This is a genomic window from Mesorhizobium sp. CA14 (genome assembly GCF_020165195.1).
Classification (GTDB): domain Bacteria; phylum Pseudomonadota; class Alphaproteobacteria; order Rhizobiales; family Rhizobiaceae; genus Mesorhizobium.
This window is the reverse complement of record NZ_JAIUHR010000022.1, coordinates 55,524-74,086: the sequence shown is the minus strand read 5'-3', so window position 1 is coordinate 74,086 and position 18,563 is coordinate 55,524. Positions and strand designations below refer to the sequence as shown.

Annotated in this window: 19 protein-coding genes; 6 read left to right on the top strand and 13 right to left on the bottom strand. The window is 64.8% G+C overall.

Annotated elements, in window-relative coordinates; all coding sequences use genetic code 11:
* Window positions 1-225 precede the first annotated feature (225 nt).
* The 4 genes from LB565_RS21125 to LB565_RS21110 are packed head-to-tail and all read right to left on the bottom strand — an operon-like array spanning window position 226 to window position 3,942.
* Window positions 226-1,362, bottom strand: coding sequence for an ABC transporter permease (locus LB565_RS21125; protein WP_224587384.1), 1,137 nt, complete (start codon window positions 1,360-1,362; stop codon window positions 226-228).
* Complete coding sequence (locus tag LB565_RS21120) at window positions 1,359-2,279, bottom strand: ABC transporter ATP-binding protein (protein ID WP_224587382.1); 921 nt, start codon at window positions 2,277-2,279, stop codon at window positions 1,359-1,361. The genes LB565_RS21125 and LB565_RS21120 overlap by 4 nt, the downstream gene beginning before the upstream one ends.
* Window positions 2,276-3,241, bottom strand: a complete 966-nt coding sequence (locus LB565_RS21115) for an HlyD family secretion protein (protein WP_224587380.1) — start codon at window positions 3,239-3,241, stop codon at window positions 2,276-2,278. The genes LB565_RS21120 and LB565_RS21115 overlap by 4 nt, the downstream gene beginning before the upstream one ends.
* On the bottom strand, window positions 3,238-3,942 hold the full coding sequence (locus LB565_RS21110) for a DUF1956 domain-containing protein (RefSeq protein WP_224587378.1): 705 nt from the start codon (window positions 3,940-3,942) through the stop codon (window positions 3,238-3,240). Before LB565_RS21110 ends, LB565_RS21115 begins: the two co-directional genes overlap by 4 nt.
* Before the next feature lie 90 nt (window positions 3,943-4,032).
* Between LB565_RS21110 and LB565_RS21105 the strand changes: the two genes are divergently transcribed.
* Together LB565_RS21105 and LB565_RS21100 are read left to right on the top strand one after the other, a co-directional pair.
* Window positions 4,033-4,506, top strand: a complete 474-nt coding sequence (locus tag LB565_RS21105; RefSeq protein ID WP_224587376.1) for a CYTH domain-containing protein — start codon at window positions 4,033-4,035, stop codon at window positions 4,504-4,506.
* Window positions 4,503-5,435: a CHAD domain-containing protein gene (locus LB565_RS21100; RefSeq protein WP_224587374.1), complete on the top strand. Its 933-nt coding sequence runs from the start codon at window positions 4,503-4,505 to the stop codon at window positions 5,433-5,435. Before LB565_RS21105 ends, LB565_RS21100 begins: the two co-directional genes overlap by 4 nt.
* Window positions 5,436-5,634: 199 nt before the next feature.
* Here LB565_RS21100 and LB565_RS21095 read toward each other — a convergent pair whose 3' ends face one another.
* On the bottom strand, window positions 5,635-6,420 hold the full coding sequence (locus LB565_RS21095) for a helix-turn-helix domain-containing protein (protein WP_224587372.1): 786 nt from the start codon (window positions 6,418-6,420) through the stop codon (window positions 5,635-5,637).
* A gap of 113 nt (window positions 6,421-6,533) precedes the next feature.
* On the opposite strand from LB565_RS21095, the gene LB565_RS21090 reads away from it, so the two are divergent.
* Together LB565_RS21090 and LB565_RS21085 are read left to right on the top strand one after the other, a co-directional pair.
* Window positions 6,534-7,391, top strand: coding sequence for an ATP/GTP-binding protein (locus tag LB565_RS21090; protein WP_224587370.1), 858 nt, complete (start codon window positions 6,534-6,536; stop codon window positions 7,389-7,391).
* Between the two features lie 173 nt (window positions 7,392-7,564).
* Window positions 7,565-8,491: a DMT family transporter gene (locus LB565_RS21085; RefSeq protein WP_224587368.1), complete on the top strand. Its 927-nt coding sequence runs from the start codon at window positions 7,565-7,567 to the stop codon at window positions 8,489-8,491.
* Between the two features lie 9 nt (window positions 8,492-8,500).
* On the opposite strand, the gene LB565_RS21080 is transcribed toward LB565_RS21085, so the two are convergent.
* From LB565_RS21080 to LB565_RS21065, 4 genes are all read right to left on the bottom strand, one after another.
* Window positions 8,501-10,222: a SulP family inorganic anion transporter gene (locus LB565_RS21080; protein ID WP_224587366.1), complete on the bottom strand. Its 1,722-nt coding sequence runs from the start codon at window positions 10,220-10,222 to the stop codon at window positions 8,501-8,503.
* Window positions 10,223-10,355: 133 nt separating this feature from the next.
* Window positions 10,356-10,625 (bottom strand): helix-turn-helix domain-containing protein, encoded by a 270-nt coding sequence (locus tag LB565_RS21075; protein WP_095770123.1) that lies wholly within the window; start codon window positions 10,623-10,625, stop codon window positions 10,356-10,358.
* A gap of 91 nt (window positions 10,626-10,716) precedes the next feature.
* Complete coding sequence (locus LB565_RS21070; RefSeq protein ID WP_224587364.1) at window positions 10,717-11,418, bottom strand: phosphatase PAP2 family protein; 702 nt, start codon at window positions 11,416-11,418, stop codon at window positions 10,717-10,719.
* Between the two features lie 17 nt (window positions 11,419-11,435).
* The gene (locus tag LB565_RS21065) at window positions 11,436-11,774 is read right to left on the bottom strand and encodes a hypothetical protein (protein ID WP_224587362.1); all 339 of its coding nucleotides are present in this window, start codon (window positions 11,772-11,774) and stop codon (window positions 11,436-11,438) included.
* Window positions 11,775-12,022: 248 nt separating this feature from the next.
* Between LB565_RS21065 and LB565_RS21060 the strand changes: the two genes are divergently transcribed.
* Window positions 12,023-14,020: a PhoX family protein gene (locus LB565_RS21060; protein ID WP_224587360.1), complete on the top strand. Its 1,998-nt coding sequence runs from the start codon at window positions 12,023-12,025 to the stop codon at window positions 14,018-14,020.
* Between the two features lie 54 nt (window positions 14,021-14,074).
* Here LB565_RS21060 and LB565_RS21055 read toward each other — a convergent pair whose 3' ends face one another.
* Both LB565_RS21055 and LB565_RS21050 read right to left on the bottom strand, forming a co-directional pair.
* Window positions 14,075-14,755: a GNAT family N-acetyltransferase gene (locus tag LB565_RS21055; protein WP_224587358.1), complete on the bottom strand. Its 681-nt coding sequence runs from the start codon at window positions 14,753-14,755 to the stop codon at window positions 14,075-14,077.
* Window positions 14,752-15,243, bottom strand: coding sequence for a MarR family winged helix-turn-helix transcriptional regulator (locus LB565_RS21050; RefSeq protein ID WP_224587356.1), 492 nt, complete (start codon window positions 15,241-15,243; stop codon window positions 14,752-14,754). Before LB565_RS21050 ends, LB565_RS21055 begins: the two co-directional genes overlap by 4 nt.
* A 233-nt stretch (window positions 15,244-15,476) precedes the next feature.
* Here LB565_RS21050 and LB565_RS21045 point away from each other — a divergent pair, with 233 nt between their 5' ends.
* Window positions 15,477-16,514, top strand: a complete 1,038-nt coding sequence (locus LB565_RS21045; RefSeq protein ID WP_224587355.1) for a phosphatidylglycerol lysyltransferase domain-containing protein — start codon at window positions 15,477-15,479, stop codon at window positions 16,512-16,514.
* 115 nt (window positions 16,515-16,629) lie between these two features.
* Here the strand turns inward: LB565_RS21045 and LB565_RS21040 are convergent, their stop codons facing one another.
* Together LB565_RS21040 and LB565_RS21035 are read right to left on the bottom strand one after the other, a co-directional pair.
* Window positions 16,630-17,409, bottom strand: a complete 780-nt coding sequence (locus tag LB565_RS21040; protein WP_224587353.1) for an ABC transporter permease — start codon at window positions 17,407-17,409, stop codon at window positions 16,630-16,632.
* Window positions 17,406-18,332, bottom strand: a complete 927-nt coding sequence (locus LB565_RS21035; protein ID WP_224587351.1) for an ABC transporter ATP-binding protein — start codon at window positions 18,330-18,332, stop codon at window positions 17,406-17,408. The genes LB565_RS21040 and LB565_RS21035 overlap by 4 nt, the downstream gene beginning before the upstream one ends.
* Window positions 18,333-18,563: the final 231 nt, after the last annotated feature.

Below are 18,563 nucleotides of genomic sequence, written 5' to 3'. Positions count from 1 at the left end.
GCTTGCACGCCGGAATCGCCGCGATCCTTCGCACCCCCCTCTGGCCTGCCGGCCATCTCCCCCGCAAGGGGGAGATCAGCTGTCGCCGCCGCTTTCGCCAATCGCCGACGCCGCAGAAAAGTGCCGTCGGCGGAGCTGCCAATCTCCCCCCTTGCGGGGGAGATGCCCGGCAGGGCAGAGGGGGGTGCTGTCCCTCCAGCGTCAAACCTTTTCCGCCGCGCTTGATCAATCCAGCGTGCGCCTGAACCGCACCAGCGCTACGCCGGCAAACAATGCCACGAACACCACCAGCCAGCCGACTTCCATCGCCACCGCCGGAAGCTCCGCCCCTTTCAGCATGACCGCGCGGGTGATGCGCAAAAAATGCGTCAGCGGGAAGATCTCGCCGAAAGTCTGTGCCCAGCCCGGCATGCCGCGATAGGGAAACATGAAGCCCGAGAGCATGATCGAGGGCAGGAAGAAGAAGAAGGTGAGCTGCAGCGCCTGCATCTGCGTGCGCGCGATTGTCGAGATCGTGTAGCCGAGCAGCACCAGCGACAGCACGAAGACCAGCACGGTCGAGAGCAGCAGCGACAGCGAGCCCATGAAGGGAATGGCAAACAAAAGCTTCGCCGCGGCCAGCACCACCACCACCTGCACCGCGCCTACCACCAGATAGGGCAGCACCTTGCCCAGCATGATCTCCAGCGGGCTCGACGGCATGGCCAGGAGGTTTTCCATAGTGCCGCGTTCGGTCTCGCGCGTCAGCGCGATCGAGGTCATCATCACCATCGTCATCTGCAGGATGACGCCGAGCAGGCCGGGCACGATGTTGTATTGCGAGATGCCTTCGGGGTTGTAGCGCCGGTGCACGACGACATCGAGCTGGCCGCGCGCCGCCTCCTTGGCCGTTTCCTGCGTGCCCTGCGCCCTGAGCAGCGCCTGGCTGGCGACGGTGCTGAGTGTCGAGATGGCGCCGCTGGCCACTGCCGGGTCGGTGGCGTCGGCCTCGATCAGGATCTGCGGATTGTCGCCGCGCTCGACGCGGCGCGCGAAATCGGCGGGGATGCTGACGACGAAGGAGACGTCGCCGCGCGCCATCAGGAACTCGGCTTGCTCGGCACTTTGCGCGACATGGTCGAAGCGGTAGTAGCCCGTTGTCTGCAGCGCCGAGACCATCGCCCGCGTGTAGGGATCGCTGCTGGTCGCCACGAGCGCGGCCGGCAGGCTCTTCGGGTCGTTGTTGATCGCATAGCCGAACAGCACCAGCTGGATCAGCGGCACGCCCAGCATCATGGCGAAGGTGATGCGATCGCGCCGCATCTGGATGAATTCCTTAGTCAGCAGCGCGCCCAGCCTGGCGAAGGAGAAGACCGTATTCATGCCATATTGTCCTTCGAGCCGGACATGAACTGGATGAACACGTCCTCGAGGCTGGTCTCGGCGGGCTTCACCGTGACGCCCTTGTGCTCTTTCTCGACATCGGCGAGCGCCTTTTCGAGCGCCGCCTTGTCGGAGCCGACGACATGCAGCGTGGCGCCGAACGGCGCCACCTGGTCGACGCCGGGCCGGCCCTGCAGCGCCTGGGCCACCTGGTCGAGCCGCGGCCCCCCCAGGACGAAAGTGGTCAGCCCGGCATTCTTCACCACCTCGTCCACCGTGCCGGTGGCGAGCATCTTGCCGTAGGAAATGTAGCTTATGCGGTGGCAGCGCTCGGCCTCATCCATATAGTGGGTGGAGACGAGCACGGTGAGCCCGCCGCCGGCGAGGCGATGGATCTCGTCCCAGAACTCGCGCCGCGCCTTGGGGTCGACGCCGGCTGTCGGCTCGTCGAGCAGAAGCAGCTTCGGCTCGTGCATGATGCAGGCGGCCAGCGCCAGCCGCTGCTTCCAGCCGCCGGAAAGCGTGCCGGCCAGCTGGTTGCGGCGACTCGTCAGGCCGAGATCCTGAAGCGTGCGCGAGACATACTCCTCGACCGGCTTCAGCCGGTAGAGCCGCGCCACGAATTCGAGGTTCTCGCCGATCGTCAGATCCTCGTAGAACGAGAATTTCTGCGTCATGTAGCCAACCTCGCGCTTGATCCTGAGCGCGTCGGTGCGGATGTCGAAGCCCAGCACCGTGCCGTCGCCCTCGTCCGGCGTCAAAAGTCCGCACATGATGCGGATGGTCGTCGTCTTGCCCGAGCCGTTCGGACCGAGGAAGCCGACGATCTCGCCTTCGGCGACCGTCATCGTCACATGGTCGACGACGGTCTTGTCGCCGAAGCGCTTGACCAGGCCGCGAACGTCGATGACGTTCATTGTCCGAGATCCGCCCCGATGTCGGCCAAGTCGACATCGACGATCTGGCCGGGCTGCAATGGTCCGGCATTGCCCTCCGGCCGGGCCTCGACGAGATAGACCAGCTTCTGCCGGTTCTCGAGCGAATAGATCACCGGCGGCGTGAATTCGGGATCGGGCGAGACGTAGCTGACGCGCGCCTTCAGCCCTGCCCCGCAGCCGTCGCAATGGACATTGAGCTCGGTGCCGACCTTGACCGACGAAAAAGCGCTTTCGGGCACATAGACGCTGAGCTTCACGGCGCCGTCCGGCAGCATCGAGATCACCGGCGCGGTCGGCCCGGCCGTGTCGCCAGGATTGCGGATGACGTCGTTGACGCGGCCGGGCGAGGGCGCGGTCAGCACCCGCTTCGACAGCCGCCACTCGGCCTGCCGCAAGGTCGACTGCGCCTGCTTGACCTGGTTGTCGGCGGCCTTGATGGTCTCGGCCCGCGCCGGCAGATTGCCGACGGCGAGATTGGCCTCCGCCTGGCCGACCTGGGCATTGGCAGTCTCGAGCGAGGCCGAGGCGGTGTCGTAGTCGGCCTGGGTGCCGGTGCCGCGCTTGTAGAGGTCGCTCGCGCGGTCATATTTGCGCTTGGCGTCGGCGGCCTGGGCCTTGGCCATGTCGACCTCGGCTTTGAGCGCGGCGATTTCTTCGGGACGCTTGCCGACCTGCAGGTCGGCAAGCTGCGCCTGGGCCTGCGCAAGCGCAGCTTTCGCCTGCGCCACCTCGATCTTGGCGTCGGCATCTTCCAGCGTCGCCACAGCCGCGCCGATCTCGACGCGGTCGCCGCGCCTGACCGTCACCGTCGCCACCTGCGCCACCTCGATCGGCGCCATCAGCACATATTCGCCTTCGACGTAGCCTACCGCGAGCGGGGCTGCCGGCGCGCAGGCGCCGAACAGCTGGGCGGCGAGCGGCAGCGAACAGAGAAAGCTCATGATTTGCCCTTCTTGCCGGCGCGTGCATCGCGCGCCGCCAGCATTGCCCTGAGGTTGTCGGTCGTGACCGCCACCACCTTGGCGGCCTCTTCATTGCCGATTCCGCGCCAGCCCATCCGGCGCATCACCGCCTCGCGGCCGATGCGGAAATAGATGGCCTGGCCGATCAACGTGAAAACGGTGAGCTTGGTCGCTTCGCTCTCGGCCGGTTCGCCGGTCGCCTGCTCCCAGATCTGGCACAGCCGCCGGTGCGTCGGCTCGAACACGCCGGCATAGATGCGGTCGAGCGCGGCAGTCGGATGCGAGAGCTCGCGAAGTACAAATTGTACGATCTCGCCGGCCTGCGGACTAGCCACGACGAAGCCCACCATCCGCTCAAGTGCCGCGAAAAGCTGTGCTCTCGCAGCGTCCGGGTTTGCCGGGGCGGCCGCCTGGGTCGCGCCCAGCGCCTGGCCGGCGATGCCCTGGATGGTTTCGACGATGAAGTCGACGGCGGCGGCGCGCAGGCCTTCCTTGCCGCCGAAATGGTAGGCGATCGAGCCGATATTGGCCTTGGCCTCGGCCGCGATCTCGCGTGTCGAGGTGCCATCGAAACCCTGGCGTCCGAACAGCTTGAGCGCCGCATGCACCAGCGCCGCGCGCGTTTGGTCGGCGGTGGTGGCTTCGCGCTGATGCCTCTTTGCGTGCGGCTGCTTGTTCATGCATCGTATTTAATCAATCGATTGATTAAAGTCAAATTTGACGCTGAGTCGGCTTGCCTTCGCGACCCTCACAGGCTTTAGTGCGCGGCCATGGGCAAGGAAGTCGAGCGTAAGTTCCTGGTCTCCAGTTCCGCCTGGCGCGATGAGGTCGAGGCGGAGATCCGCATTCGGCAGTTCTATGTCGCGGCACAGCCCGGCCGAACGGTGCGTGTGCGCATCAGCGATGAGCGCTCCGCCAAGCTGACGCTGAAGTTCGGCGACAGGGCGCGCGAGCGTGACGAATTCGAATACTCCATCCCACTTGCCGAGGCCGAGGAATTGATGGCCTTTGCCGTCGGACGTGTCATCGAGAAGACACGCCACCATGTTAGACACCGCGGCTATCTCTATGAAGTCGATGTTTTCGGCGGAAAGCTCGCGGGGTTGGTGATCGCGGAGCTGGAGACGCCGGAGGACGTATCTGACGAAATGCTGCCCGACTGGCTCGATCGCGAGGTCACCGGCGAGTCGAGGTTCTACAACGCGTCGCTGGCCCTCGGGGGGATTCCGGAGATCGCCGCATGAGCTTCCGCATCGATCCGCGCTTGCCTCTGACCGGCGAGGTCAGGCGCATATTGGCCGACGAGATCGGCAAGGCGCTCGGCCATCTTGAAATGGCGCGCGAGAAGCCGGAGCAGGGGCTGCACAAATGCCGCAAGCGGCTGAAGAACGTGCGCGCCTTGCTGCGCCTGGTTCGTTCCGGGGACGAACCGTTCTGTCACACCGAAAATGAATGCTATAAGCAGGTGTCGGCGCTGCTTGCCGGTCCACGCGAGGCGACCGCTCTCATCGAGACTATCGATCGTCTGGCCGATGCCTTTCCGGAACAATCCGCAGGCGGCGGTCTCGACCCCGTGCGCGAACGGCTGGTGCTGCGCCAGCACGAGCTCCATGCCGGTCCCGGCCTCGACGCCGCCATCAATGCGGCCATAGCTGCCTGCCGGGAAGGCCTCGAACGCATCGACAGGCTGGCCTTGCCCGATCAGCCCGAGCAGGCGGCGGATATCCTGGCCGAGGGCGCCCGCGCCACCTTGCGGCGCGGCAGGAAGGCGCTGGACAAGGCCGGCTCGCGCGGCGAGGCCGACGATTTCCACGATCTGCGCAAGGCGGCCAAGACGCACAGCATGCATCTGTCGCTGCTCGGCCGCCTATGGCCGACGCCGATCAAGGGCCGCCGCAAGGCGGTCGACAAACTGGGCGAAGAGCTTGGCGATTTGCACGACGTCTTCGTCATGCGCGCGCTGCTCGATGCCGAAGGCGAGCCGCTCGGCCCCGCCGACGAGACCAGGCTTCTGCGCAAGCTGTTGAAGCGCTCCGAAAAGAGCCTGACCAAGGCTTGCCTTGCCGATGCCGCCGACCTGTTCGGCGACAGCCCCAAGCGCTCGGCCAAAAGATTGGCCCGCAAGGCGCGCGACGATCTCGCCGGACCCCAGGAAGAAGCGAAGGCGGCGTGACGCCGCCCTGACCTTCTCCCCTTGTGGGAGAAGGTGGCCGCGAAGCGGCCGGATGAGGGGTGCTCCAGCTTGGCAAGGACTTTCGAGCCACGGGACGCGCCGCTCATTATCGCCTCATTTCTTCCAACACCCCTCATCCGTCTCGGCGCTGCGCGCCGATCCACCTTCTCCCACAAGGGGAGAAGGAAAAGGCGCTCCGTTACGCCGGCAACGCCCGTTTCTCCTTCGCCGCCCTGGCGCCCGCATCCCTCGGATGCGGCCCGATCGGCATGATCGCCGGGAACGGCGTCGCGCCGAAGGCGAAGGTCCACTTGTAGCCGGTGAGCTGGTCCTCGGGCGTGGTGTGCTGGTCGTGATGAGCAAGCAGCCTGGCACGTTCGGCGAGCTCGTCGGCCTCGCGGCGCAGCATTTCCGCCGTTTCGGGCCGCATCCGCCTGGAAAAGCTGATGAAGGTCGCGGCCTGCTCCATATGGCCGATCGCCCAGCCGATGAAGTTCTTGTTGGTCATCTCGAAATGCGGCTTCAGCGGCCCCTCGAAATCCCACTGGATCGGCGCGTCGACCAGTAGCCTTGCCGACAGGCCGCGCCCCAGCGCCACCAGCCCGAGCTCCTCGAGGTCGCGCAGATAGAGAAACATCGAGGCTTCGCTCAGGCCTTGCGAGCGCATGATGCCTTCGGGCGTGAACTTCTCCGACAGCATGACGAAAACGAAGAGCAGGGCCGGCCGCGCCGCCAGCCGGCGCTCGATCTCCGGCGCGACGCGGTTGGCCGGACCCGGCCCGCGGTTCATCGCGCCGAGCACGTTCTCCAGCTCGACATCCGCCGCGGCGCAGATCTCCATCAGCCGGTCGAGCTTGCAGTTCTTCTCATGGAAGATGCGCTTCACCGTCGGCTCGGAAACGCCCATGCGCTCGGCCAGTGTCCGATAGGTCAGGCCCTTGGCCTTCAACGTCCGTTTCAGCGCCTCGAAGATCGGACCGTTCATGGAATGCACCTCGTTCGCGCGAATTCGTATTGAACTGCGATACTAGTCTCGTTCCGGCTTCCCGGAAAGTATCGAGAAGCATAGCTCTCCGCCATCATCACAGGAGAGCATCCATGAAATATCTCATTGCTTCGGCCGCCTTCGCCGCTGTCTCCGTCATATCTGCCGCGCAGGCCGGCGAGCTCTGGCGCGCCACCGGCTTCGAGCAGCCGGAATCCGCGCTTGTCGATGCCGCCCACAACCGCATCGTCGTCTCCAACATCGTCGGCAATCCCGGCGCGGTGGACGGCAATGGCTACCTGTCGCTCTTGTCGATGGACGGCAAGGTCATCTCTCGCCGCTGGGTGGACGGCATGGACGCGCCCAAGGGCATGGCGATCGCCGGCGGCAGGCTCTACGCCGCCGATATCACCAAGGTCCGCGTCGTCGATCTCGCCAGCGGCAGACTGGTCGAGACCATCAATGTGCCCGGCGCCGTGTTTCTCAACGATATGACCGCCGACAGCGCCGGCAAGGTCTATGTCAGCGACATGCTGGCCGACACGATCTACCGCATCGACGGGGACGCGCCGGAACTGTTCGTCAAGGATGCGCTGCTCGCCTCGCCGAACGGCGTGTTCGCCAATGGCGGCAGGCTGATCGTCGCGTCCTGGGGCAAGGGCATCAACAAGGCCGATTTCAGCACCGCCGAGCCCGGCGGCCTGCTGTCGGTCGACCTTGCCACGAAGAAGATCACGCCGCTGCCCGGCGCCCAAAAATTCGCCGATCTAGACGGCGTCATCGCCATTGGCGACACCATCTACGCCACCGCCTACATGACCGGCACGCTTTACAGCTACAAGCCCGGCGGCGCGCCGACGGTGATAGCGCAGTTCAAGCCGGGCAGCGCCGATATCGGCACGGACGGTAAGGCGACCATCTATATGCCGCTGATGGGCGAGGGCGAGGTCGCGGCGCTGTCACTGGATTGAGCATGTCGCGGCGGAGAAGCATTGCAAAGCCGGCGGGACAGCGTTTTGCATCTCGGCACTGCAGCGGCGAGGCTAATTTTTCGCCTCGCCGCTCGGCATTGGACCGCCATGTCGGTGGCGGCTGCCATCTGGTTTCGCCGCCCGCTCCGGACTATTCGGCGGCAATCCGTCATGTGAGCGAAGCCGTGAAGACATCCAGCCTGAACGGCGCCCTTTCCCCGACGATCCCGGTGCTCGTCTGCGCGCTGGCGATCTTCCTGCTGTCGGGCATGGATGCGGCGATGAAGTCGCTGGTCATCGCGGTCGGCGTCTACAATACGGTGCTATGGCGCAGCATGGTCGCGACCGTGGTAGCGGGCGCGGCCTGGTCGACGGGGCCACGCTCGAAACCGACCCTCCCGGTGCTCGGTCTGCACGCGCTGCGCGCCGTCATTGTCGGCATCGTCCTAGTCTCGTTCTTCTGGGGTCTCGCCAGGCTGCCGCTCGCCGAGGCCATAGGCCTGAGCTTCGTCGCGCCGTTGTTTGCGCTTTTCCTCGCCGCATTGTTGCTGGGCGAGCGCATAAGGCGGCAGGCGGTGTGGGCGTCGCTGGCCGGCATCGCGGGCGTCTTGATCATACTGGCCGGCCAGTTCGGGCAGGCAGGCCATTCGCAAGATGCGCTTTTGGGCACGGTCGCCGTGCTCGTATCGACGGTCTTCTACGGCTACAATCTGATCCTCGCCCGGCGACAGGCGCTTCTGGCCAAGCCGGTCGAGATCATGCTGTTCCAGAATGTCTTCGTCGGGATCATCTTGGGTTGCGCGGCGCCCTGGCTTGCCGTTGCACTGCCGAGAGAACTTTGGCTTCCCTTGACAAGCGTTGCGATGCTGTCACTCGCCGGCCAATTCCTGATGAGTTGGTCCTACGCCCGTGCCGAAGCGCAATATCTCATCCCGACAGAGTACTCGGCCTTCATCTGGGCGATCGCGCTTGGCTGGTTCTTCTTCGGTGAGAAGGTGGCCTGGACCACGCTGGCGGGCGCATGTCTCATCGTCGCCGGCTGCCTGATCGCCGCACGAGCCAGCCCCAAGCTTGCCGAGCCGATCGAAGCGACCGTTTGAGCAGGGCGCCTACGCCGTCTCCGCTTTTGCGTCCAGTTGCGCCCGCGCGTCACGGATCGAGGCTGCATAGGTCACCAGCGGCCGCTTGACGCCATGGCTTATCAAAGTGCGTCTGACTTGCGACGAGGCGCCCGCGATGATGAAGCGTCCTCCGGCGCGCCTTGCGTTGTTCGCGGTGCTTTCGATGACGTTTGCCGCGGTCGAATCGAGGAAGGGCACAGCCGAGCAATCGAGGATGAAATTCCTGTGCTGGTCGGCGATACGGTCCAGCACGGTCGCGATCGTTGCCGCCGCGCCGAAGAAGAAGGCCCCCGATATGCGATAGATGACGGTATCCGGATCGGTGGCGGCGGCGGAGTCATAGGCAACGCGCCCGCCATTTGCGGCGTCGGCGCGGTCCTCCGTCACCGGCGGGACATGGGCCTCCACCTCGACCGAACGCGCCATCCGCCCGATGAACAGCAGAGCGCCCAAGGCAAAGCCGACCACGATGCCGGTGGTGAGGTCGCGGAAGATGACAAGTCCGAAGGTGACCAGAAGCACCAGGGCGTCGCCCCAGGACGATCGGATCAGCGCCAGGAAGGCGGGCTTCTCCACCATGTTCCAGGCCACCGTGGCCAGCACACCGGCGAGCGCCGCCAGCGGGATGTAGCTGGCAAGCGGCGCAGCCACCAGCATGAACAGCAGCAGGAAGGCGGAATGGAATATTCCCGACAACGGTCCATGCGCGCCGGCGCGGATGTTGGTCGCCGTGCGCGCGATCAGTCCAGTCACGCAGATCCCGCCGAACAGCGCCGAGCCTATATTGGCGATGCCCTGTGCCACCAGTTCGCAGTTGGACCGGTGCCGTCGTCCGGTCATACCGTCCGCGACCACGGCGGAAAGCAGCGATTCGATCGCTCCGAGCAGCGCGAAGGAAATGGCGTCGGGTACCACGGAGACGAGCTTCTGCACATCGAGCGCCGGTAAAGTCGGATCCGGCAACATTCGCGGAATGCCGCCGAATTGCGTTCCGATCGTCTCTACGGGAAGACCGAGAAGCGTCGTCGCCAGCGAGGCCGCCGCCACCGCGATCAGGAGGCCCGGCCACGAAGGGCGCCAGCGCTTCATGGCCACGATGATCCCTATCGTCAGGGCGGCGAGCGCAATGGCGGCCGGATTTGCCGTTCCGGCCGCCTTGCCGAGCGCGATAAGCCGCGGCAGCAGGTCGCCTGGCTCCTTGCCCGGCAGCGTCAGGCCGAACAGGTCGTGCAACTGGCTGGACAGGATGATGACGGCGATGCCCGCGGTGAAACCCACCGTCACCGGATAGGGAATGAACTTCACAGAGGCGCCGAGCCTGAGATAGCCGGCCGCGAGCAGAAACACGCCGGCCATGAGCATTGCCAGGATCAGTCCGTCGACACCGTGCCGGTCGACCGTCGAGGCCACGACCACGATGAAGGCGCCGGCGGGCCCGCCGATCTGGAAACGGCTGCCGCCAAGCGCGCCGACGATGAAACCGCCGATAATCGCCGTAAACAGTCCGCGCTCGGGCTCCACATGCGATGCGATTGCGATCGCCATCGACAGCGGCAACGCCACGATGGCGACTGTCAGGCCGGCGATCACATCCGCCCTCAGCTGCTTGAGGTGGTAGCCCTCGCGCAGCACAGTCACCAGCTTTGGTGTGAACAGTTCGGCGAAGGTCGGCCGTGCTTGGTGGTGAATTGCCCGCCGCACCTGATCCATGAACTGCTTCCGCTCCACAGGGCGGCGGGATCGTCGGCTGGGTGTCGGCGGTCGCCGTCGCGATAAATCGTTGCGACGCCGCATCGCTGCCCGAAAAACCGGCAAAGGTTCCCGAGGCGGATGCGGTTGCGGCTCAGCCCTGCGGGTTCTGCGCCACGGTGGCCTTGAGGCGTACGCCCCTGCCGCCGCGTTCGCTGGTCTGGTTCTCGCCGATCAATTCCACCCCGACCTCATCGAGGGCATGGATGACCTTCATCAGCGTGTCGACGACGCCTCGCACAACGCCCTCGCTCGCTTCCATACGCTGTATCGTCGGAAGCGAAACGCCGGCGCGCTCGGCAAGGGTCCGCTGGTCGATACCGGCCAATGCCCTTGCGGCGCGCATCTGCGCAGCAGTGATCATCGGCCAGAACCTTTGTCTGAGTCTGCGATATCAATGTATAATACAAGCATAGTGATGTTTCAAGCATCATTTAGTATGGATGAGACGTTGGCTATTCGCAATCTTCAACGATCTTGCGTCGCTGCAGCAGCCGGGCCGCAAGCCAGCACAGCATGGCCCAGGCAAAGCCGGCGCACCAGCCGGCAAGCACGTCGGACGGCCAGTGCACCCCGAGATAGACGCGGCTGGCGCCTACCAACACGGTTGTGAGCACGGCGAGGCAAAGCACGAAGACTTTCGTCCTGCGGTCCGGCAGGAAGCGGGCCGCCAAGGAACCGAGCGTCAGATAGGTCACCGCCGACAGCATCGCGTGGCCGCTCGGAAAGGACAGCGACGTCTCGTTGACGAGATGCGAGACGAGATCGGGCCGCGGCCGGTCGACCTCGAATTTGAGCAGGCTCGAAAGCACTTGCCCGCCCGCCACCGCCGCGAACATGAACAGCGCTGTCGAAGGTCTGCGGATCAAGAGCAGATAGAGGATGGTCGCCGTGGTGATCAGCACCAGCACAGTGGTGCTGCCGAGCGCGGTGACGTCGCGCACCGCGCCCTCCAGCCAGGGCGGGCCTATCGGGCTATCCGGCTGCCCGGCATGGCGGAAGGCGAGCAGGATTTCCGTGTCGAATGCGTGCGGGGTCGTGGCGCGCGCCAGCTCCATGAGTTCCACCAGGCCCCACAGCCCGCCGGCGATCACCAGCCCGGCCAGCAGCACCGGGAATTCCAACCTGTTGAGGAGCGCGTCGACGATCGATTTCATGCGAGCCTTTGATCCCGCTATAGCCGCTGAATATAGGGCCCGAGCGTGATCAGCGCGACGGCGGCGATCGCCAGCACCATGCCGGTCGCTTGGAGAGCGTTGAGCCGTTCGCCGAAAAAGGCGATCGCCACGACATTGACCGCGACAAGCTGGATCACCGCCGACAAGCTGAACGACACCGACATGCCGAATTCGCGCACCAGCCTCAGCATGATCAGATTGCCGGCCGAGTAGAGCGCCAGCGTCAAAAGCAGCTTGGCCAAGCTCGGCGCCAGCCCCCATTGCTTGGCCGCCATCGCCGCCAGCAAGAACATCACGGTCGAAATGCCGAGCTGCGCCAGTCCCCAGAAACTCACCCGCCATCCCCTTTTCAAGCGCGGTCGCCACGCCGGCCGCAGCCCTTGTTTCCCGAAGCGGGCGAGGCCGTCAAGCCGATCGCGGTCGATCGTCCGCCCATTTCGAGGATCCAAGCCGGCCAGCGCTGCTCAGCCGGCAAACAGCCATTGCGATTCAATCACGATGGTGTCACGAAAATGTGATCGGCGCGCTTTAGGGGTCGAAGGGCCAAAATCCCAGCCACCTCAAGAAGCCAGAGGAACAGCCTATGACCCTGACCCCTGAGACCCGCTTCCGCACCAGCCAGCTCGAGGACAATGACGGGGCGCCCGTCAATCCCACCGACAACCGCACCATGGGCGAGATCATCGCCGCGCGTTTTTCGCGGCGCGGCTTCCTGAAGGGTTCGCTGGCCGTCTCGGCCATCGCCGCCACCGTCAGCCCGCTGGCGCTCGTCGCCGCCGACGAGGCGCGCGCCACCGAGGCTTCGGCCTTCAAGTTCGACGAGCTCGAGGCCGGCATCGACGACAAGCACCATGTCGCGCCCGGCTACGACGCCGACGTGCTGTTGCGCTGGGGCGATCCGCTGTTCGCCGATTCGCCTGAGTTCGATCCGCTGAAGCAGTCGGCCGAAGCCCAGGCGAAACAGTTCGGCTACAACAACGACTATGTCGGCTATATCCCGATCGACGGCTCGGCCGAGCATGGCCTTTTGGTCGTCAACCACGAATACACCAATCCGCATCTGATGTTTCCCAGCATCGTTTCGATCGTCGAGAAGGACGGCAAGAAGAAGGCCGAGGTCGCGCCGCTCTCAAAGGAGCAGGTCGATGTCGAGATGGCCGCCCATGGCGGCACCATCGTCGAGATCCGCAAGCAGGACGGCAAATGGCAGGTCGTGCGCGACGGCAAGCTCAACCGCCGCATCATGTCGACCACCGAGATGGCGCTCTCCGGCCCGGTCGCCGGCCACGACCGCGTCAAGACCAATGCCGACCCGTCCGGCACCAAGGTCTTCGGCACGCTCAACAATTGCGCCGGCGGCGTCACGCCCTGGGGCACCTATGTGATGGCCGAGGAGAACATCCACGGCTATTTCTCGGGCGAATTGCCGGAGAGCCACAAGGAAGCCGCCAATTACAAACGCCTCGGCATCCCGGAAGGCGCCTATGAGTGGGGCGCGCATTACGACCGCTTCAACCTTGCCAAGGAGCCGAACGAGCCCAATCGCTTCGGCTGGATCGTCGAGGTCGATGTCAACGACCCGAACTCGGTGCCTAGAAAGCGCACCGCCATGGGCCGCTTCAAACATGAGGGCGCCGAGTCGATCGTCGCCAAGGACGGCCGCGTCGTCTTCTATCTCGGCGACGACGAGCGCTTCGACTATGTCTACAAATTCGTCACCGCCGGCACGTTCAACCCCAACAACCGCGCCGCCAACATGAACCTGCTCGACGACGGCACGCTCTATGTCGCCAAATTCGCCGAGGACGGTTCGGTGGAATGGATGCCGATCGTGTTCGGAAAGGCGCCGCTGACCGCGGAGAACGGCTTTGCTTCCCAAGCCGACGTTCTTATCGAGACGCGGCGCGCCGCCGACCTGCTCGGCGCCACCAAGATGGACCGGCCGGAGGACATCCAGCCCAATGCCGGCAACGGCAAGGTCTATGTCATGCTGACCAACAATTCCAAGCGCAAGGCCGAGCAGGTCGACGCCGCAAATCCGCGCGCCGACAATGCCTTCGGCCACATCATCGAGATCGTCGAGGACGGCGGCGAGTTCGCCGCCACCAAGGGCAAGTGGGAAGTGCTGTTGAAATGCGGCGATCCTTCGGTGGCCGATGTTGGCGCCACCTTCTCGACCGCGACCACCGCCCATGGCTGGTTCGGCATGCCGGACAATTGCGCCGTCGATTCCGCCGGGCGCCTGTGGGTCGCCACCGACGGCCAGGGCCCCAAGGCCACCGGCCGCACGGACGGCCTCTGGGCCGTCGACACCGAGGGTGCCGCGCGGGCAACGTCGAAACTGTTCTTCCGCGTGCCGATCGGCGCCGAAATGTGCGGCCCGCTGTTCGCGCCCGACGACCAGACGGCTTTCGTCGCCGTGCAGCATCCGGGCGACGGCGGCGAGGACTGGGAAGGGTTCGGCCGTCCCTCCTATTACGAGGATCCGTCGACCCGCTGGCCGGACTTCAAGCCGGACATGCCGGTGCGGCCATCCGTCGTTGCGATTACGAAGCAGGGCGGCGGCAAGATCGCGGCGTGACCTCTTGTAGCTGAGACGTCGAGAGGGAGGATTTCGATCAAATCCTCCCTTTCGTCACTCCGCGCGTTGAACCATGGCCATCTTCATCCTGCTTCTCAAGCGGAAGCCGATGGACTCGTAAAGCCTGATCGCCGCTTCGTTGCTGTCATAGGCGTGCAGATACGGAACCTCGCCGCGTCCCGCGATCCGGCCGGCCACGAACACCGATAACAGGTGGGCAAGGCCGCCGCCGCGAAAGTCCGGATGCGTGCACACGCCGCTGAGTTCGCTGTAGCCGGGCTGCTTCATGCGCTCGCCGGCCATCGCCGCCAGCCTGCCGTCGATCCTGATGCCCCAGAAATCACCAAGGCTCAGCGCTTCCAGCGTGAAGGGGCCGGGCTTGGTGAGAGACGCGAGCGCCAGCATCTCCGCCGCATCGCCTTTTGTCAGCTGCCGGATGCGCTCATCGGACGTCGCCGGCATCGGCGCTTCGGCGATCATCTGCACCAGCGGCGCTGCCGAGATCGCGGAAATTTCCGGTGGCAGGGCGATCTCATCCGCCTGGACCAGGACAGCTGTTTCGCCCGGCGGGAGAAGCCCGACCAGCGCCCGCAGGCTGTCCGCATCGTCGGCGGCGGTGGCCGCGAAAGGCACGATCGATGGGCGATATCGCCGGGCAAGGTCGCCGCCTTCACCGAAAGCCTGGTGCCGCGTTGCAAGCGCGCTCCAGATGGGGCGGTCGAGAACATGTTTCATGACGCAGCTACCTTGGCGTTTTCGGCGCGGCGATGGAGCGGTGTCGCGGCCAGACGATCCTCGATTGCCGCAAGCTGGCCGAGCAGTGGCCCGGAAAGATCGGCGCACAAATCCGCCACGGCATTCTCGATGCTCGGCCAAATCTCCCGCTTCGCCTGGTCGACCAGCCGCCGGCCGTTGCGGCTCAGCGAAACGATCCTGCGCCGCTGGTCGTCTTCCGAAGGGTTGACCTCGACCAGCCCCAGTTCGGCAAGCAGCGCCACGCTGCGCGTCACGCCCGGTTGCGCAACGCCCAAGGATTGCGCCAGCTCGCCGACCGGCAGCGGGCCTAGCCTGTCGAGCGCGGCGAGCAGCGGGTACTGGCTCGACTGGATGCGCATGTCCAGGCGGTCGAGCACGCGCTGCGTGTCGGCCTGCAACTGCTCGCCTATGCGCTTCATCCGGCTGCCGAGGCAGAGAAAGCCGAGGGATCGGAGAATGTCTTCCATAGCAGCCCGCCGCATATCGATAACTTGATATATAACAACATATGGAAATATCAAGCCGATCTTTCGCATGTCCGTTGCGGCAGCCGATGGACGATACGGACGCTTTCGGACGTTTGCCCTTCATTCGCGGCCAATTGCATCCTATATCGCGCTGACGCGACGTGGCCGGCAGCGGTCGCCAGCGATTCGCGACCTGAGGGCGGCAGGTCATCACTTCTTGGCACGCGGAGCTCATGGCGCCCCTGCGCATCTATTTCGACAGACTTCTCGACGCCGTGGCGCCCAAGGTCCCGCGGCGCGAGTTGACGGATGCCGAACGCCTGGCGCTGGTGCGCCGCCACGGCGATTTCTCGCTCGCCTATTCGACGGCCGTGCAGCAGAAACTGTCCTATTTCAGCGATGGCGACGGTTATATCGCCTTCGGCACCAAGATGGGCCGCCATTTCGCGCTGGGCGATCCGGTGGTCGATCCGGCGGATCGCGCGGCCTATATCAAGCGCTTCGTCGAGGCCGCCGGCGGCCCCTGGTTCGTTCAGATCGGCGCCGACACGGCCAAGGTGCTCGCCGGCCTCGGCTACATGGTGAACCGCCTCGGCATCGATACCAGGCTGCTTTTGCCGGCGCATGATTTTTCCGGCAAGCGCAACGAGACCGTGCGCTATTCCCAACGCTGGCTGACGAAGAAGGGCTTTACTATCGCCGAGGACAGGGGCGACAGGCTGCATGAGGAGATCGTCCAGCTTTCCGCCGACTGGCGCAAGGAGCGCATCATCAAGCGCTGGGAGATGGGTTTCCTCAACCGCCGCTTTTCCGAAGAGCTCGGCGTCGACATGCGCCGCTTCCTCCTGCACAGCCCTGAAGGCCGGCTTCTCGCCGTCCTCGATTTCGACCCGCTGTTCCGCGACGGCAAGGTCATCGGCTACACCACCTCCTTCAAGCGCAAGCAGACCGACGCCACGCCGCATGCCGAGGTCGGCATGACCAAATTCGCCGTCGACCGCTTCCGCGAGGAAGGCATCTCGCAGGTGACGCTCGGCCTCTCGCCGCTGCTCGATATCGAGCCCAGCGGCTTTGCCGAATCGGGCTTCTGGCGCGGCGCGTTCCAGCGCGCCTACAACTCGCCCTGGGTGAACCGCTCGCGCTTCAACCTGCAGGGCCAGGCAGCCTTCAAGCGCCGCTTCCACGGCGTCGAGGAGCCGACCTATATCGCGTTCCGCAAAGGGACTTTCATGGAGATGCTGGGCCTGCTGCGGCTGCTGAAGGCGATTTAGACGGAACGATTAAGAGAAGATCACTAGGCGCCGCGATCCTTCACACCCCCCCTGTCCGGCAGGACAGAGGGGGGTGCTGTCCCGCCAGCATTCGGCGACGACGAACGTCGCTCCGTCAGTTCCTCAACCGGTATCCCGTCTTGAAGATCCACGCCACGATCGCGATGCAGATGGCCAGGAACATCACTGTCATGCCGAGGCTGACGCCGACCGAGACGTCCGCCTTGCCGTAAAAGCTCCAGCGGAACCCGCTGATCAGGTACACGACCGGGTTGAACAGGGTGATCGTCTTCCAGATGCCGGGCAGCATGTGGATCGAATAGAAGCTGCCGCCGAGGAAGGTGAGCGGCGTCACGATCAAGAGCGGCACCAGCTGCAGCTGCTCGAAGGTCTTTGCCCAGATGCCGATGATGAAGCCGAACAGGCTGAAGGTCACCGCCGTCAGCACCAGGAAGGCGATCATCCAGAACGGATGCTCGATCCTGAGCGGCACGAACAGCGCCGCGGTGGCGAGAATGATCAGGCCGAGCATGACCGATTTGGTCGCCGCACCCCCGACATAGGCGATGATGATCTCGAGATAGGAGACCGGCGCCGACAAAAGCTCGTAGATCGAGCCGACGAATTTCGGGAAATAGATGGCGAAGGAGGCGTTGGAGATCGACTGCGTCAAAAGCGACAGCATCATCAGGCCGGGCACGATGAAGGCGCCGTAGGCGATGCCGTCGATCTCGGTGATCCGCGAGCCAATGGCCGATCCGAAGACGACGAAATAGAGCGATGTCGAGATGACCGGCGAGATGATGCTCTGCAGAACCGTGCGGAAGGCGCGCGCCATCTCCACCCGGTAGATCGCCCATATCGCACGAAAATTAGGGGCCGCGCGCAGGTTCATGGCTCTTGCCTCAGGAGATTGACGAAGATCTCTTCGAGCGAGCTGTTCTTGGTGTCGAGGTCGCGGAACTGGACGCCGGCCGCCTCGAGGTCGCGGATCAGCGAGGCGACGCCCGGACGGTCGCTCTGGTTGTCATAGGTGTAGGTGAGCTGGTTGCCGTCGTCCGACAGCTCCAATGAATAGTGCGACAGGCCGTCCGGAACGGCGGCAAGCGGCGCGCGCAGTTCCAGATTCATCTGCTTGCGGCCGAGCTTGCGCATCAGCTCGGCCTTGCCCTCGACCAGGATGATCTCGCCCTTGTTTATGACGCCGACGCGGTCGGCCATCGCCTCGGCTTCCTCGATGTAATGCGTGGTGAGGATGATGGTGACGCCGTCCTCGCGCAGGCGCCTGACCATCGCCCACATGTCCTGGCGCAGCTCGACGTCGACACCGGCCGTCGGCTCGTCGAGGAACAGCACACGCGGTTCGTGCGACAGCGCCTTGGCGATCATCAGCCGGCGTTTCATGCCGCCCGACAGCGTGATGGCTTTCGAATCCTTCTTCTCCCACAGCGAGAGGTCGCGCAGCACTTTTTCGACGAACTCCTTGTTGGGCGCCTTGCCGAACAGGCCGCGGCTGTAGTTCACCGTCGCCCAGACGGTCTCGAAGGCATCGATGGTGAGTTCCTGCGGCACCAGCCCGATCAGGCTGCGCGCGGCGCGGTAATCCCGGCCGATGTCGTGGCCGTCCACGGTGACAGTGCCCGACGAGCGGTTGACGATGCCGCAGACGATCGAGATCAGCGTCGTCTTGCCGGCGCCGTTCGGCCCCAGCAGCGCGAAGATCTCGCCGCGCTCGATGTCGAGATTGATTTCCTTCAGCGCCTTGAAGCCGGTGGCATAGGTTTTCGTGACACCGGAGATCGAGATGATGGATGACATGCTGAAATACGGCCGGCTGGAAAAGGTGACCTGATATAGGTCGGATGTTGTCCGGCGCAACTGGAAATCGACGCTGCTGCTGACAGTTCTGGACAGTGGCGCGTCTTTCTCCCCGTTTTCGGGCTGGCATGCCCGGCGATCAGCACAGGCCCCGGAGATTGGCGGAAGCCGCCGAACCCCGTCATCCACGGGCGGAGCAAGGAGCGAAGCGACGCGCGCAGACCCGAGGAT